The following is a 12455-nucleotide window of genomic DNA, read 5'->3' as shown; positions in this document are numbered from 1 at the left end:
CCGTACAACTGACGTGACCGGTACCATCGAACTGCCAGAAGGCGTTGAGATGGTAATGCCAGGCGACAACATCAAGATGGTTGTGACTCTGATCCACCCAATCGCGATGGACGACGGTCTGCGTTTCGCAATCCGTGAAGGCGGCCGTACCGTTGGCGCGGGCGTTGTTGCTAAAGTTCTGGGCTAATTAATTATCCCCGAATAAAAAAAGGACGCTTCGGCGTCCTTTTTTGTTTTCTGCCGCTCAGGCGTTGTCACAAAATTTCGCATTTTTTGCCTGCTCCCGTCCCGTATTGTGGCGTTTGTGCTATTGTAATCATAACCATTCTCACTTACACTTTGCGCATAATTTGAACGGGAGTCTCTATGTACGTTTGTTTATGTAATGGTGTAAGCGACAAGAAAATACGTCAGGCCGTTCGCCAGTTTCAGCCTCAGTCATTTCAACAGCTACGCAAATTTGTTCCGGTGGGAAATCAATGCGGTAAATGCGTACGTGCTGCGCGAGAGATCATGCAGGACGAATTGATGCAGATCCCGGAATACAAAGAGATAGCGTAAGCGCCCATCTTTTTTTTGACATCCCTGTAGCCCGATCTACGCTTCAATGAGTGGAAGCGGAGGGACTATATAATGAAAGGTGATGTTAAAATCATAAGTTATCTCAATAAATTATTGGGAAATGAGCTTGTCGCAATTAACCAGTACTTTCTTCACGCGAGAATGTTCAAAAACTGGGGGCTTAAACGTCTGAACGACGTTGAGTACCATGAATCGATCGATGAAATGAAGCACGCTGATAAATATATCGAGCGTATTTTATTTCTTGAAGGCATTCCAAACCTGCAGGATCTCGGCAAGCTGGGCATCGGAGAAGATGTCGAAGAGATGCTGCGTTCTGACCTCAGGCTGGAACTTGAAGGCGCCAAAGATCTCCGTGAAGCCATTGCCTACGCAGACAGCGTACATGACTACGTCAGTCGCGATATGATGATCCAAATCCTGGCCGATGAAGAAGGCCATATTGACTGGCTGGAAACGGAGCTGGATCTGATTGCTAAAATTGGCCTGCAGAACTACCTTCAGTCACAGATTAAAGTGGAAGAGTAACCAACGTCTTCCAGCCTATGCATAAACCCGCTGCTGCCAGAAATGGCCCAAAAGGCAGCGGGTTTTTTATTGCCTTCTTATCAGGGCGGATTAACGAAAAAACAAGAATGCAAAGAAGCGCCATCAGCGCCGCGAGTAGCGCCAGCGTAGGCAGTACGCACCAGCCGTGCCATGCACCAAGCGCCGCCAGGTATTTCACATCGCCATATCCCATACCTTCACGTCGGCGGATAAACCAGTAGCCCCAGTAAATAACGGCAAAGACAATATATCCAGCCATCGCACCCGCCACCGCGCTCGGCAGAAAATCAGGATGGATACAGAGCTGAAAGAGCAGACCCGCCCATAGCAGCGGGCAGAGAAATTTATCGGGAAGCAGACCGTAGCGAATATCGGCATGTACCAGTAAGGCAGTCAGTGAAAGATAGATCAGCAGAAAGGGGAGGGTGGTTAGCATGAAAAAGGCCTCAAACGGGTTTGAGCGCATACTCGTTATAAACGGCCTGGCCGGCAATGCATAAAAAACGGAGATGCGTAGCGGCTCGAAACAAAGAATCGACGCAGAATACATTGCATGAAATGTTGCGCGCTCTTACGCATCCTGCGCCTTTGGCGCTTAATTTCTAAACGGCACTTGCGTCTTGCCCAGATTTACGTATAATGCGCGGGCTTGTCGTAATTGACGGCGGGTTCAATCAGAACCAGAGTAGCTCATTTTGTTACTCAACAATGCTCCCAATTGGGGAGCTACGTAAGAACGGTTACACTCTCCCATCAATCGTAATGGGTTTGAGGAGTAATCATTTTCGTTTATAAAATAATTGGAGCTCTGGTCTCATGCAGAACCAAAGAATCCGTATCCGCCTTAAAGCGTTTGATCATCGTCTGATCGATCAATCAACCGCGGAAATCGTCGAGACTGCTAAGCGCACTGGTGCGCAAGTCCGTGGTCCGATCCCGCTGCCGACCCGCAAAGAGCGCTTCACCGTTCTGATCTCCCCGCACGTCAACAAAGACGCGCGCGATCAGTACGAAATCCGCACTCACAAGCGTCTGGTTGACATCGTTGAGCCAACTGAGAAAACCGTTGATGCTCTGATGCGTCTGGATCTGGCTGCCGGTGTAGACGTGCAGATCAGCCTGGGTTAATCAGGTCATCGAGCGATTGAGAGGTTGAAACAATGATTGGTTTAGTCGGTAAAAAAGTGGGTATGACCCGCATCTTCACTGAAGATGGCGTTTCTATCCCAGTAACCGTAATCGAAGTTGAAGCAAACCGCGTTACTCAGGTTAAAGATCTGGCTAACGATGGCTACCGCGCTATTCAGGTTACCACTGGTGCTAAAAAAGCTAACCGTGTAACCAAACCAGAAGCGGGTCACTTCGCTAAAGCTGGCGTAGAAGCTGGCCGTGGTCTGTGGGAATTCCGTCTTGCTGAAGGCGAAGAGTTCACCGTAGGTCAGGACATTAGCGTTGAGCTGTTTGCTGACGTTAAAAAAGTTGACGTAACCGGTACCTCTAAAGGTAAAGGTTTTGCTGGTACCGTTAAGCGCTGGAACTTCCGTACCCAGGACGCTACTCACGGTAACTCCTTGTCTCACCGCGTTCCGGGTTCTATCGGTCAGAACCAGACTCCGGGCAAAGTGTTCAAAGGCAAGAAAATGGCAGGTCAGCTGGGTAACGAACGTGTAACCGTTCAGAGCCTGGACGTAGTACGTGTTGACGCTGAGCGCAACCTGCTGCTGGTTAAAGGTGCAGTTCCGGGTGCAACCGGTAGCGACCTGATCGTTAAACCAGCTGTGAAGGCGTAAGGGGATAGCAATGGAATTAGTATTGAAAGACGCGCAGAGCGCGCTGACTGTTTCCGAAACTACCTTCGGTCGTGATTTCAACGAAGCGCTGGTTCACCAGGTTGTTGTTGCTTATGCAGCTGGTGCTCGTCAGGGTACTCGTGCTCAGAAGACTCGTGCTGAAGTAACTGGTTCTGGCAAAAAGCCATGGCGCCAGAAAGGTACCGGCCGTGCGCGTTCAGGTTCTATCAAGAGCCCGATCTGGCGTTCAGGTGGCGTGACCTTCGCTGCGCGTCCACAGGACCACAGTCAAAAAGTTAACAAAAAGATGTACCGCGGCGCGCTGAAAAGCATCCTGTCCGAACTGGTACGTCAGGATCGTCTGATCGTTGTCGAGAAGTTCTCTGTAGAAGCGCCTAAAACTAAGCTGCTGGCACAGAAACTGAAAGACATGGCTCTGGAAGATGTGCTGATCATCACCGGTGAGCTGGACGAGAACCTGTTCCTGGCCGCACGTAACCTGCACAAGGTTGACGTACGCGATGCGACTGGTATCGACCCGGTTAGCCTGATCGCCTTCGACAAAGTCGTAATGACTGCTGATGCTGTTAAGCAAGTTGAGGAGATGCTGGCATGATTCGTGAAGAACGTCTGCTGAAGGTGCTTCGCGCACCGCACGTTTCTGAAAAAGCGTCTACTGCGATGGAAAAAACAAACACCATCGTTCTCAAAGTTGCTAAAGACGCGACCAAAGCAGAGATCAAAGCTGCTGTGCAGAAACTGTTTGAAGTCGAAGTCGAAGTCGTTAACACCCTGGTAGTTAAAGGGAAAGTTAAACGTCACGGACAGCGTATCGGTCGTCGTAGCGACTGGAAAAAAGCTTACGTCACCCTGAAAGAAGGCCAGAATCTGGACTTCGTTGGCGGCGCTGAGTAAGTCGGAGGAGTAATACAATGGCAGTTGTTAAATGTAAACCGACATCTCCGGGTCGTCGCCACGTAGTTAAAGTGGTTAACCCTGAGCTGCACAAGGGCAAACCTTTTGCTCCGTTGCTGGAAAAAAACAGCAAATCCGGTGGTCGTAACAACAATGGCCGTATCACCACTCGTCACATCGGTGGTGGCCACAAGCAGGCTTATCGTATTGTTGACTTCAAACGCAACAAAGACGGTATCCCAGCAGTTGTTGAACGTCTTGAGTACGATCCGAACCGTTCCGCGAACATCGCGCTGGTTCTGTACAAAGACGGCGAACGCCGTTACATCCTGGCCCCTAAAGGCCTGAAAGCTGGCGACCAGATTCAGTCTGGCGTTGATGCTGCAATCAAAGCAGGCAACACCCTGCCGATGCGCAATATCCCGGTTGGTTCTACCGTTCATAACGTAGAAATGAAACCAGGTAAAGGCGGTCAGCTGGCACGTTCCGCTGGTACTTACGTTCAGATCGTTGCGCGTGATGGTGCTTATGTCACCCTGCGTCTGCGTTCTGGTGAAATGCGTAAAGTCGAAGCAGACTGCCGCGCTACTCTGGGCGAAGTTGGCAATGCTGAGCATATGCTGCGCGTTCTGGGTAAAGCAGGTGCTGCACGCTGGCGTGGTGTTCGTCCTACCGTTCGCGGTACTGCGATGAACCCAGTCGACCACCCACATGGTGGTGGTGAAGGTCGTAACTTTGGTAAGCACCCGGTAACTCCGTGGGGCGTTCAGACCAAAGGTAAGAAGACCCGCAGCAACAAGCGTACTGATAAATTTATCGTACGTCGCCGTAGCAAATAATTTTAGAGGATAAGCCATGCCACGTTCTCTCAAGAAAGGTCCTTTTATTGACCTGCACTTGCTGAAGAAGGTAGAGAAAGCGGTGGAAAGCGGAGACAAGAAGCCCCTGCGCACTTGGTCCCGTCGTTCAACGATCTTTCCTAACATGATCGGTTTGACCATCGCTGTCCATAATGGTCGTCAGCACGTTCCAGTCTTTGTTACCGACGAAATGGTTGGTCACAAACTGGGTGAATTCGCACCGACTCGTACTTATCGCGGCCACGCTGCTGATAAAAAAGCGAAGAAGAAATAAGGTAGGAGGAAGAGATGGAAACTTTAGCTCAACATCGCCATGCTCGTTCTTCTGCTCAGAAGGTTCGCCTTGTTGCTGACCTGATTCGCGGTAAGAAAGTGTCGCAGGCCCTGGACATCCTGACCTATACCAACAAGAAAGCTGCGGTATTGGTCAAGAAAGTACTGGAATCTGCCATTGCTAACGCTGAACACAACGATGGCGCTGACATCGACGATCTGAAAGTCGCGAAAATTTTCGTAGATGAAGGCCCAAGCATGAAGCGCATTATGCCGCGTGCGAAAGGTCGTGCAGATCGCATCCTGAAGCGCACCAGCCACATTACTGTGGTTGTGTCCGATCGCTGAGACTCTGGAGACTAGCAATGGGTCAGAAAGTACATCCTAATGGTATTCGCCTGGGTATTGTAAAACCATGGAACTCTACCTGGTTTGCGAACACCAAAGAATTCGCTGACAACCTGGACAGCGATTTTAAAGTACGTCAGTACCTGACTAAGGAACTGGCTAAAGCGTCTGTATCTCGTATCGTTATCGAGCGTCCAGCTAAGAGCATCCGTGTGACTATTCACACTGCTCGCCCTGGCATCGTTATCGGTAAGAAAGGGGAAGACGTAGAAAAACTGCGCAAGGTCGTAGCGGATATCGCTGGCGTTCCTGCACAGATCAATATCGCTGAAGTTCGTAAGCCTGAACTGGACGCTAAATTGGTTGCTGACAGCATCACTTCTCAGCTGGAACGTCGTGTTATGTTCCGTCGTGCTATGAAGCGTGCTGTACAGAACGCAATGCGTCTGGGCGCTAAAGGTATCAAAGTTGAAGTTAGCGGCCGTCTGGGCGGCGCGGAAATCGCACGTACCGAATGGTACCGTGAAGGTCGCGTACCGCTGCACACTCTGCGTGCTGACATCGACTACAACACCTCTGAAGCGCACACCACTTACGGTGTAATCGGCGTTAAGGTATGGATCTTCAAAGGTGAGATCCTGGGTGGTATGGCTGCTGTTGAACAACCGGAAAAACCGGCTGCTCAACCTAAAAAGCAGCAGCGTAAAGGCCGTAAATAAGGAGCGTCGCTGATGTTACAACCAAAGCGTACAAAATTCCGTAAAGTGCACAAAGGCCGCAACCGTGGTCTGGCGCAGGGTACGGATGTTAGCTTCGGCACTTTCGGTCTGAAAGCTGTTGGCCGTGGTCGTCTGACTGCACGTCAGATCGAAGCAGCACGTCGTGCAATGACCCGTGCAGTTAAGCGTCAAGGTAAGATCTGGATCCGTGTATTCCCGGACAAACCGATCACCGAGAAGCCGCTGGAAGTTCGTATGGGTAAAGGTAAAGGTAACGTGGAGTACTGGGTTGCCTTGATCCAACCGGGCAAAGTCCTTTATGAAATGGACGGTGTTCCGGAAGAGCTGGCCCGTGAAGCCTTCGGCCTGGCAGCAGCGAAACTGCCTATCAAAACCACCTTTGTAACTAAGACGGTGATGTAATGAAAGCAAAAGAGCTGCGTGAAAAAAGCGTTGAAGAGCTGAACGCTGAGCTGCTGAACCTGCTGCGTGAGCAGTTCAACCTGCGTATGCAGGCTGCAAGTGGCCAGCTGCAACAGACTCACCTGCTGAAGCAAGTGCGTCGCAATGTTGCACGCGTTAAGACTTTACTGACTCAGAAGGCGGGTGCGTAATGACCGATAAAATCCGTACTCTGCAAGGTCGTGTTGTTAGCGACAAAATGGAGAAATCCATTGTTGTAGCTATCGAACGTATTGTGAAACACCCGATCTACGGTAAATTCATCAAGCGTACGACCAAACTGCACGTACATGACGAGAACAACGAATGTGGTATCGGCGACAAGGTTGAAATCCGTGAATGCCGTCCACTGTCCAAGACTAAGTCCTGGACGCTGGTTCGCGTTGTAGAGAAAGCGGTTCTGTAATACAGTACGCCTTCTCAATACGAATAAACGGCTCAGCGATGAGCCGTTTATTTTTTCTACCCATATTGCAGAAGCGGTGTTATAATGCCGCGCCCTCGATATGGGGCTTTTTAACGGCTCTGATTTTAGAGTCTCAGGTAGTAGTTGACATTAGCGGAGCACTAAAATGATCCAAGAACAGACTATGCTGAACGTCGCCGACAACTCCGGTGCACGTCGCGTAATGTGTATCAAGGTTCTGGGTGGCTCGCACCGTCGCTACGCAGGCGTAGGCGACATCATCAAGATCACCATCAAGGAAGCAATTCCACGTGGTAAGGTCAAAAAAGGTGATGTGCTGAAGGCGGTAGTGGTGCGCACCAAGAAGGGTGTTCGTCGCCCTGACGGTTCTGTCATTCGCTTCGATGGTAATGCATGCGTTATTTTAAACAATAACAGCGAGCAGCCTATCGGCACGCGTATCTTTGGGCCGGTAACTCGTGAACTTCGTACTGAGAAGTTCATGAAAATTATCTCTCTGGCACCAGAAGTACTCTAAGGAGCGAATCATGGCAGCGAAAATCCGTCGTGATGACGAAGTTATCGTGTTAACCGGTAAAGATAAAGGTAAACGCGGTAAAGTAAAAAATGTTCTGTCTTCCGGCAAACTTGTCGTTGAAGGTATCAACCTGGTTAAGAAACATCAGAAGCCGGTTCCGGCCCTGAACCAACCAGGCGGCATCGTTGAAAAAGAAGCTGCTATTCAGGTTTCTAACGTTGCAATCTTCAATGCGGCTACCGGCAAGGCTGACCGTGTAGGCTTTAGATTCGAAGACGGCAAAAAAGTCCGTTTCTTCAAGTCTAACAGCGAAACTATCAAGTAATTTGGAGTAGTACGATGGCGAAACTGCATGATTACTACAAAGACGAAGTAGTTAACAAACTCATGACTGAGTTTAACTACAATTCTGTCATGCAAGTCCCTCGGGTCGAGAAGATCACCCTGAACATGGGTGTTGGTGAAGCGATCGCTGACAAGAAACTGCTGGATAACGCAGCAGCTGACCTGACAGCAATCTCCGGTCAAAAACCGCTGATCACCAAAGCACGCAAATCTGTTGCAGGCTTCAAAATCCGTCAGGGCTATCCGATCGGCTGTAAAGTAACTCTGCGTGGCGAACGCATGTGGGAGTTCTTTGAGCGCCTGATCACTATTGCTGTTCCACGTATCCGTGACTTCCGTGGCTTGTCCGCTAAGTCTTTCGACGGTCGTGGTAACTACAGCATGGGTGTCCGTGAGCAGATCATCTTCCCAGAAATCGACTACGATAAAGTCGACCGCGTGCGTGGTTTGGATATTACCATTACCACTACTGCGAAATCTGACGAAGAAGGCCGTGCTCTGCTGGCTGCCTTTGACTTCCCGTTCCGCAAGTAAGGTAGGGTTACTGAATGGCTAAGCAATCAATGAAAGCACGCGAAGTAAAGCGCGTAGCTTTAGCTGATAAATTCTTCGCTAAACGCGCTGAACTGAAAGCGATCATTTCTGATGTGAACGCTTCCGACGAAGATCGTTGGAATGCGGTTCTCAAGCTGCAGTCTCTGCCGCGTGATTCCAGCCCGTCTCGTCAGCGTAACCGCTGTCGTCAAACAGGTCGTCCACATGGTTATGTGGGCAAGTTTGGGTTGAGCCGTATCAAACTGCGTGAAGCCGCTATGCGCGGTGAAGTGCCAGGCTTGAAAAAGGCTAGCTGGTAATTACCAATTGAATCACGGGAGTAAAGACAGATGAGCATGCAAGATCCGATCGCGGATATGCTGACCCGTATCCGTAACGGTCAGGCCGCGAACAAAGTTGCGGTCACCATGCCTTCCGCCAAGCTGAAAGTGGCAATTGCCAACGTGCTGAAGGAAGAAGGTTTTATCGAAGATTTTAAAGTTGAAGGCGACACCAAGCCGGAACTGGAACTTACTCTCAAGTATTTCCAGGGTAAAGCTGTTGTAGAAAGCATTCAGCGTGTCAGCCGCCCAGGCCTGCGCATCTATAAGAAAAAAGATGAGCTGCCAAAAGTTATGGCTGGTCTTGGTATCGCAGTTGTTTCTACCTCTAAAGGTGTTATGACTGATCGTGCAGCGCGCCAGGCTGGTCTTGGTGGCGAAATTATCTGCTACGTAGCCTAATCGGAGGAAAGAATGTCTCGTGTTGCTAAAGCACCGGTCGTTATTCCTGCCGGCGTTGATGTCAAAATCGACGGTCAGGTTATTACGATCAAAGGTAAAAACGGCGAGCTGACTCGTACCCTCAACAAAGCTGTTGAAGTTAAACATGCAGATAACGCTCTGACCTTCGGTCCACGTGATGGTTTCGTGGATGGATGGGCTCAGGCTGGTACCGCGCGTGCCCTGCTGAACTCAATGGTTGTTGGTGTTACCGAAGGCTTCACTAAAAAGCTTCAGCTGGTTGGTGTAGGTTATCGTGCAGCTATCAAAGGGAATGCAGTAGGCCTGTCTCTGGGCTTCTCACACCCTGTTGAGCATCCGCTGCCGGCCGGTATCACTGCAGAATGTCCGACTCAAACTGAAATCGTGCTGAAAGGCGCTGATAAACAGCTGATCGGTCAGGTTGCAGCAGATCTGCGCGCCTACCGTCGTCCTGAGCCTTACAAAGGCAAGGGTGTTCGTTACGCCGACGAAGTCGTGCGTACCAAAGAGGCTAAGAAGAAGTAAGGTAACACTATGGATAAGAAATCTGCTCGTATCCGTCGTGCGACCCGCGCACGCCGCAAGCTCAAAGAGCTGGGTGCAACTCGCCTGGTGGTACATCGTACCCCGCGTCATATTTACGCACAGGTAATTGCACCGAACGGTTCTGAAGTTCTGGTAGCTGCTTCTACTGTAGAAAAAGCTATCTCAGAACAATTGAAGTACACCGGTAACAAAGACGCTGCTGCAGCTGTAGGTAAAGCTGTTGCTGAACGCGCTCTGGAAAAAGGCATCAGCAATGTTTCCTTTGACCGTTCCGGGTTCCAATATCATGGTCGTGTCCAGGCACTGGCAGATGCTGCCCGTGAAGCTGGCCTTCAGTTCTAAGGTAGAGGTGTAAGATGGCTCACATCGAAAAACAGGCTGGCGAACTGCAGGAAAAGCTGATCGCGGTAAACCGCGTATCTAAAACCGTTAAAGGTGGTCGTATTTTCTCCTTCACAGCTCTGACTGTAGTAGGCGATGGTAACGGTCGCGTTGGTTTTGGTTACGGTAAAGCGCGTGAAGTTCCAGCAGCGATCCAGAAAGCGATGGAAAAAGCCCGTCGCAACATGATTAACGTCGCGCTGAACAACGGCACCCTGCAGCACCCAGTTAAAGGTGTTCACACGGGTTCTCGTGTATTCATGCAGCCAGCTTCAGAAGGTACCGGTATCATCGCCGGTGGTGCAATGCGCGCCGTTCTGGAAGTTGCTGGGGTTCATAACGTTCTGGCTAAAGCATATGGTTCCACCAACCCGATCAACGTGGTTCGTGCAACTATTGATGGCCTGGAAAATATGAATTCTCCAGAAATGGTCGCTGCCAAGCGTGGTAAATCCGTTGAAGAAATTCTGGGGTAATTGACCATGGCAAAGACTATTAAAATCACTCAAACCCGCAGTGCAATCGGTCGTCTGCCGAAACACAAGGCAACGCTGCTTGGCCTGGGTCTGCGTCGTATTGGTCATACCGTTGAGCGCGAGGATACTCCTGCTGTTCGTGGTATGGTCAACGCGGTTTACTTCATGGTTAAAGTTGAGGAGTAAGAGATGCGTTTAAATACTCTGTCTCCGGCCGAAGGCTCTAAAAAGGCGGGTAAACGCCTGGGTCGTGGTATCGGTTCTGGCCTCGGCAAAACCGGTGGTCGTGGTCACAAAGGTCAGAACTCTCGTTCTGGCGGTGGCGTACGTCGCGGTTTCGAGGGTGGCCAGATGCCACTGTACCGTCGTCTGCCGAAGTTCGGCTTCACCTCTCGCAAAGCAGCGATCACAGCGGAAATCCGTCTGTCTGACCTGGCGAAAGTTGAAGGCGGCGTTGTAGACCTGAACACGCTGAAAGCAGCAAACATTATCGGTATCCAGATCGAGTTCGCGAAAGTGATCCTGGCTGGTGAAGTTTCTACTCCGGTAACTGTTCGTGGCCTGCGTGTTACTAAAGGTGCTCGTGCTGCTATCGAAGCTGCTGGCGGTAAAATTGAGGAATAAGTAGCAGATGGCTAAGCAACCGGGATTAGATTTTCAAAGTGCCAAAGGTGGATTTGGCGAGCTGAAACGCAGACTGCTGTTTGTTATCGGCGCGCTGATTGTGTTCCGTATTGGCTCTTTTATTCCGATCCCTGGTATCGATGCCGCTGTACTTGCCAAACTGCTTGAGCAACAGCGAGGCACCATCATTGAAATGTTCAACATGTTCTCTGGTGGTGCTCTCAGCCGTGCTTCTATCTTCGCATTGGGTATTATGCCGTACATTTCGGCATCTATTATTATCCAGCTGCTGACGGTCGTTCATCCGGCCCTGGCAGAGTTGAAGAAAGAAGGGGAGTCTGGACGTCGTAAGATTAGTCAGTACACCCGTTACGGTACTCTGGTGCTGGCAATATTCCAGTCGATCGGTATTGCTACCGGTCTGCCGAATATGCCTGGTATGCAGGGCCTGGTGTTAAACCCGGGCTTTGCATTCTACTTCACCGCTGTTGTAAGTCTGGTCACAGGGACTATGTTCCTGATGTGGCTCGGCGAACAGATTACTGAGCGTGGTATCGGTAACGGTATCTCAATCATTATCTTCGCCGGTATTGTTGCGGGCCTCCCGCCAGCCATCGCCCATACTATTGAGCAAGCGCGTCAAGGCGACCTGCACTTCCTCCTGTTGCTGTTGGTTGCAGTATTAGTATTTGCAGTGACGTTCTTTGTTGTCTTCGTTGAACGTGGTCAACGCCGCATTGTGGTGAACTACGCTAAACGTCAGCAGGGTCGTCGTGTCTATGCTGCACAGAGCACACATTTACCGCTGAAAGTGAACATGGCGGGGGTTATCCCGGCTATCTTCGCTTCCAGTATTATTCTGTTCCCGGCGACCATCGCGTCATGGTTCGGGGGCGGTACTGGTTGGAACTGGCTGACAACAATTTCGCTGTATTTGCAGCCTGGGCAACCACTTTATGTGTTACTCTATGCGTCTGCGATCATCTTCTTCTGTTTCTTCTACACGGCGTTGGTCTTCAACCCGCGTGAAACAGCAGATAACCTGAAGAAGTCCGGTGCATTTGTACCAGGAATTCGTCCGGGAGAGCAAACGGCGAAGTATATCGATAAAGTAATGACTCGCCTGACTTTGGTTGGTGCGCTTTATATTACTTTTATCTGCCTGATCCCGGAGTTCATGCGTGATGCAATGAAAGTACCGTTCTACTTCGGTGGGACCTCACTGCTTATCGTTGTTGTCGTGATTATGGACTTTATGGCTCAAGTGCAAACTCTGATGATGTCCAGTCAGTACGAGTCTGCATTGAAGAAGGCGAACCTGAAAGGCTACGGCCGCTAAATGG

Annotated in this window: 26 protein-coding genes; 25 read left to right on the top strand and 1 reads right to left on the bottom strand. The window is 50.3% G+C overall.

Annotation, left to right across the window (positions count from 1 at the left end; translation table 11 throughout):
• The 3 genes from AC0TN7_RS00595 to bfr form a co-directional block, all read left to right on the top strand.
• Positions 1 to 187, top strand: a 187-nt coding sequence (locus tag AC0TN7_RS00595) for an EF-Tu C-terminal domain-related protein (protein ID WP_000308341.1), incomplete at its 5' end; no start/stop codon positions are given.
• A 179-nt stretch (positions 188 to 366) separates the two neighbouring features.
• Positions 367 to 561 carry a bacterioferritin-associated ferredoxin gene (gene bfd / locus AC0TN7_RS00590; RefSeq protein WP_008503493.1) on the top strand — a complete coding sequence of 65 codons (195 nt, stop codon included), beginning with the start codon at positions 367 to 369 and terminating at the stop codon, positions 559 to 561.
• A gap of 72 nt (positions 562 to 633) precedes the next feature.
• On the top strand, positions 634 to 1110 hold the full coding sequence (gene bfr, locus AC0TN7_RS00585) for a bacterioferritin (RefSeq protein ID WP_008503492.1): 477 nt from the start codon (positions 634 to 636) through the stop codon (positions 1108 to 1110).
• Here the strand turns inward: bfr and AC0TN7_RS00580 are convergent.
• Positions 1094 to 1567: a prepilin peptidase gene (locus tag AC0TN7_RS00580; protein ID WP_061716395.1), complete on the bottom strand. Its 474-nt coding sequence runs from the start codon at positions 1565 to 1567 to the stop codon at positions 1094 to 1096. The two genes, bfr and AC0TN7_RS00580, sit on opposite strands and share 17 nt — an antisense overlap.
• Before the next feature lie 380 nt (positions 1568 to 1947).
• On the opposite strand from AC0TN7_RS00580, the gene rpsJ reads away from it, so the two are divergent.
• The 22 genes from rpsJ to secY all read left to right on the top strand — a co-directional run bounded on the left by rpsJ (position 1948) and on the right by secY (position 12451).
• Positions 1948 to 2259 carry a 30S ribosomal protein S10 gene (rpsJ, locus tag AC0TN7_RS00575; protein WP_001181005.1) on the top strand — a complete coding sequence of 104 codons (312 nt, stop codon included), beginning with the start codon at positions 1948 to 1950 and terminating at the stop codon, positions 2257 to 2259.
• Positions 2260 to 2291: 32 nt separating this feature from the next.
• Positions 2292 to 2921: a 50S ribosomal protein L3 gene (gene rplC / locus AC0TN7_RS00570; RefSeq protein ID WP_003863274.1), complete on the top strand. Its 630-nt coding sequence runs from the start codon at positions 2292 to 2294 to the stop codon at positions 2919 to 2921.
• A 10-nt stretch (positions 2922 to 2931) separates the two neighbouring features.
• Positions 2932 to 3537, top strand: coding sequence for a 50S ribosomal protein L4 (rplD, locus tag AC0TN7_RS00565; RefSeq protein ID WP_000424395.1), 606 nt, complete (start codon positions 2932 to 2934; stop codon positions 3535 to 3537).
• Positions 3534 to 3836 (top strand): 50S ribosomal protein L23, encoded by a 303-nt coding sequence (gene rplW, locus AC0TN7_RS00560; protein ID WP_000617546.1) that lies wholly within the window; start codon positions 3534 to 3536, stop codon positions 3834 to 3836. Before rplD ends, rplW begins: the two co-directional genes overlap by 4 nt.
• A 17-nt stretch (positions 3837 to 3853) precedes the next feature.
• Entirely contained in the window at positions 3854 to 4675 is an 822-nt protein-coding gene (gene rplB / locus AC0TN7_RS00555; protein ID WP_000301859.1) for a 50S ribosomal protein L2, read from the top strand.
• Positions 4676 to 4691: 16 nt separating this feature from the next.
• A complete protein-coding gene (rpsS, locus tag AC0TN7_RS00550; RefSeq protein ID WP_001138117.1) occupies positions 4692 to 4970 on the top strand; it encodes a 30S ribosomal protein S19 in 279 nt (92 codons plus the stop codon).
• Positions 4971 to 4984: 14 nt separating this feature from the next.
• Positions 4985 to 5317, top strand: a complete 333-nt coding sequence (gene rplV / locus AC0TN7_RS00545) for a 50S ribosomal protein L22 (RefSeq protein ID WP_002919773.1) — start codon at positions 4985 to 4987, stop codon at positions 5315 to 5317.
• Positions 5318 to 5334: 17 nt separating this feature from the next.
• Positions 5335 to 6036, top strand: a complete 702-nt coding sequence (gene rpsC, locus AC0TN7_RS00540; RefSeq protein ID WP_000529945.1) for a 30S ribosomal protein S3 — start codon at positions 5335 to 5337, stop codon at positions 6034 to 6036.
• 12 nt (positions 6037 to 6048) lie between these two features.
• Entirely contained in the window at positions 6049 to 6459 is a 411-nt protein-coding gene (gene rplP, locus AC0TN7_RS00535; protein WP_002919759.1) for a 50S ribosomal protein L16, read from the top strand.
• Positions 6459 to 6650, top strand: coding sequence for a 50S ribosomal protein L29 (gene rpmC, locus AC0TN7_RS00530; protein WP_003863282.1), 192 nt, complete (start codon positions 6459 to 6461; stop codon positions 6648 to 6650). Before rplP ends, rpmC begins: the two co-directional genes overlap by 1 nt.
• A complete protein-coding gene (gene rpsQ, locus AC0TN7_RS00525; RefSeq protein ID WP_008503489.1) occupies positions 6650 to 6904 on the top strand; it encodes a 30S ribosomal protein S17 in 255 nt (84 codons plus the stop codon). Before rpmC ends, rpsQ begins: the two co-directional genes overlap by 1 nt.
• Positions 6905 to 7070: 166 nt before the next feature.
• A complete protein-coding gene (gene rplN, locus AC0TN7_RS00520) occupies positions 7071 to 7442 on the top strand; it encodes a 50S ribosomal protein L14 (protein WP_002919748.1) in 372 nt (123 codons plus the stop codon).
• Between the two features lie 10 nt (positions 7443 to 7452).
• Positions 7453 to 7767: a 50S ribosomal protein L24 gene (rplX, locus tag AC0TN7_RS00515; RefSeq protein ID WP_003863287.1), complete on the top strand. Its 315-nt coding sequence runs from the start codon at positions 7453 to 7455 to the stop codon at positions 7765 to 7767.
• Between the two features lie 14 nt (positions 7768 to 7781).
• Entirely contained in the window at positions 7782 to 8321 is a 540-nt protein-coding gene (rplE, locus tag AC0TN7_RS00510) for a 50S ribosomal protein L5 (RefSeq protein WP_001096206.1), read from the top strand.
• Between the two features lie 14 nt (positions 8322 to 8335).
• Positions 8336 to 8641: a 30S ribosomal protein S14 gene (gene rpsN / locus AC0TN7_RS00505; protein WP_003863291.1), complete on the top strand. Its 306-nt coding sequence runs from the start codon at positions 8336 to 8338 to the stop codon at positions 8639 to 8641.
• 30 nt (positions 8642 to 8671) lie between these two features.
• Positions 8672 to 9064 (top strand): 30S ribosomal protein S8, encoded by a 393-nt coding sequence (gene rpsH / locus AC0TN7_RS00500; RefSeq protein ID WP_006178918.1) that lies wholly within the window; start codon positions 8672 to 8674, stop codon positions 9062 to 9064.
• Positions 9065 to 9076: 12 nt separating this feature from the next.
• Entirely contained in the window at positions 9077 to 9610 is a 534-nt protein-coding gene (gene rplF / locus AC0TN7_RS00495) for a 50S ribosomal protein L6 (RefSeq protein WP_003863296.1), read from the top strand.
• A 9-nt stretch (positions 9611 to 9619) separates the two neighbouring features.
• Positions 9620 to 9973 (top strand): 50S ribosomal protein L18, encoded by a 354-nt coding sequence (rplR, locus tag AC0TN7_RS00490; protein WP_003863297.1) that lies wholly within the window; start codon positions 9620 to 9622, stop codon positions 9971 to 9973.
• Between the two features lie 14 nt (positions 9974 to 9987).
• The gene (gene rpsE, locus AC0TN7_RS00485) at positions 9988 to 10488 is read left to right on the top strand and encodes a 30S ribosomal protein S5 (protein ID WP_003863299.1); all 501 of its coding nucleotides are present in this window, start codon (positions 9988 to 9990) and stop codon (positions 10486 to 10488) included.
• A gap of 6 nt (positions 10489 to 10494) precedes the next feature.
• The gene (gene rpmD, locus AC0TN7_RS00480; RefSeq protein WP_003863301.1) at positions 10495 to 10674 is read left to right on the top strand and encodes a 50S ribosomal protein L30; all 180 of its coding nucleotides are present in this window, start codon (positions 10495 to 10497) and stop codon (positions 10672 to 10674) included.
• Between the two features lie 3 nt (positions 10675 to 10677).
• Entirely contained in the window at positions 10678 to 11112 is a 435-nt protein-coding gene (rplO, locus tag AC0TN7_RS00475; RefSeq protein WP_003863304.1) for a 50S ribosomal protein L15, read from the top strand.
• Positions 11113 to 11119: 7 nt separating this feature from the next.
• Positions 11120 to 12451, top strand: a complete 1332-nt coding sequence (gene secY / locus AC0TN7_RS00470; protein ID WP_003863305.1) for a preprotein translocase subunit SecY — start codon at positions 11120 to 11122, stop codon at positions 12449 to 12451.
• Positions 12452 to 12455 lie beyond the last annotated feature (4 nt).

Source organism: Enterobacter sp. PL_is511 (genome assembly GCF_055816065.1).
Note: the sequence above shows the minus strand (reverse complement) of the source record. Positions and strands in the feature narration are given on the sequence as shown.

Bases quoted from the DNA above. Each gene is read 5' to 3' on its own strand.
- bfd (WP_008503493.1), top strand. From the start codon at position 367: ATGTACGTTTGTTTATGTAATGGTGTAAGCGACAAGAAAATACGTCAG.
- bfr (WP_008503492.1), top strand. From the start codon at position 634: ATGAAAGGTGATGTTAAAATCATAAGTTATCTCAATAAATTATTGGGA.
- AC0TN7_RS00580 (WP_061716395.1), bottom strand. From the start codon at position 1,567: ATGCTAACCACCCTCCCCTTTCTGCTGATCTATCTTTCACTGACTGCC.
- rpsJ (WP_001181005.1), top strand. From the start codon at position 1,948: ATGCAGAACCAAAGAATCCGTATCCGCCTTAAAGCGTTTGATCATCGT.
- rplC (WP_003863274.1), top strand. From the start codon at position 2,292: ATGATTGGTTTAGTCGGTAAAAAAGTGGGTATGACCCGCATCTTCACT.
- rplD (WP_000424395.1), top strand. From the start codon at position 2,932: ATGGAATTAGTATTGAAAGACGCGCAGAGCGCGCTGACTGTTTCCGAA.
- rplW (WP_000617546.1), top strand. From the start codon at position 3,534: ATGATTCGTGAAGAACGTCTGCTGAAGGTGCTTCGCGCACCGCACGTT.
- rplB (WP_000301859.1), top strand. From the start codon at position 3,854: ATGGCAGTTGTTAAATGTAAACCGACATCTCCGGGTCGTCGCCACGTA.
- rpsS (WP_001138117.1), top strand. From the start codon at position 4,692: ATGCCACGTTCTCTCAAGAAAGGTCCTTTTATTGACCTGCACTTGCTG.
- rplV (WP_002919773.1), top strand. From the start codon at position 4,985: ATGGAAACTTTAGCTCAACATCGCCATGCTCGTTCTTCTGCTCAGAAG.
- rpsC (WP_000529945.1), top strand. From the start codon at position 5,335: ATGGGTCAGAAAGTACATCCTAATGGTATTCGCCTGGGTATTGTAAAA.
- rplP (WP_002919759.1), top strand. From the start codon at position 6,049: ATGTTACAACCAAAGCGTACAAAATTCCGTAAAGTGCACAAAGGCCGC.
- rpmC (WP_003863282.1), top strand. From the start codon at position 6,459: ATGAAAGCAAAAGAGCTGCGTGAAAAAAGCGTTGAAGAGCTGAACGCT.
- rpsQ (WP_008503489.1), top strand. From the start codon at position 6,650: ATGACCGATAAAATCCGTACTCTGCAAGGTCGTGTTGTTAGCGACAAA.
- rplN (WP_002919748.1), top strand. From the start codon at position 7,071: ATGATCCAAGAACAGACTATGCTGAACGTCGCCGACAACTCCGGTGCA.
- rplX (WP_003863287.1), top strand. From the start codon at position 7,453: ATGGCAGCGAAAATCCGTCGTGATGACGAAGTTATCGTGTTAACCGGT.
- rplE (WP_001096206.1), top strand. From the start codon at position 7,782: ATGGCGAAACTGCATGATTACTACAAAGACGAAGTAGTTAACAAACTC.
- rpsN (WP_003863291.1), top strand. From the start codon at position 8,336: ATGGCTAAGCAATCAATGAAAGCACGCGAAGTAAAGCGCGTAGCTTTA.
- rpsH (WP_006178918.1), top strand. From the start codon at position 8,672: ATGAGCATGCAAGATCCGATCGCGGATATGCTGACCCGTATCCGTAAC.
- rplF (WP_003863296.1), top strand. From the start codon at position 9,077: ATGTCTCGTGTTGCTAAAGCACCGGTCGTTATTCCTGCCGGCGTTGAT.
- rplR (WP_003863297.1), top strand. From the start codon at position 9,620: ATGGATAAGAAATCTGCTCGTATCCGTCGTGCGACCCGCGCACGCCGC.
- rpsE (WP_003863299.1), top strand. From the start codon at position 9,988: ATGGCTCACATCGAAAAACAGGCTGGCGAACTGCAGGAAAAGCTGATC.
- rpmD (WP_003863301.1), top strand. From the start codon at position 10,495: ATGGCAAAGACTATTAAAATCACTCAAACCCGCAGTGCAATCGGTCGT.
- rplO (WP_003863304.1), top strand. From the start codon at position 10,678: ATGCGTTTAAATACTCTGTCTCCGGCCGAAGGCTCTAAAAAGGCGGGT.
- secY (WP_003863305.1), top strand. From the start codon at position 11,120: ATGGCTAAGCAACCGGGATTAGATTTTCAAAGTGCCAAAGGTGGATTT.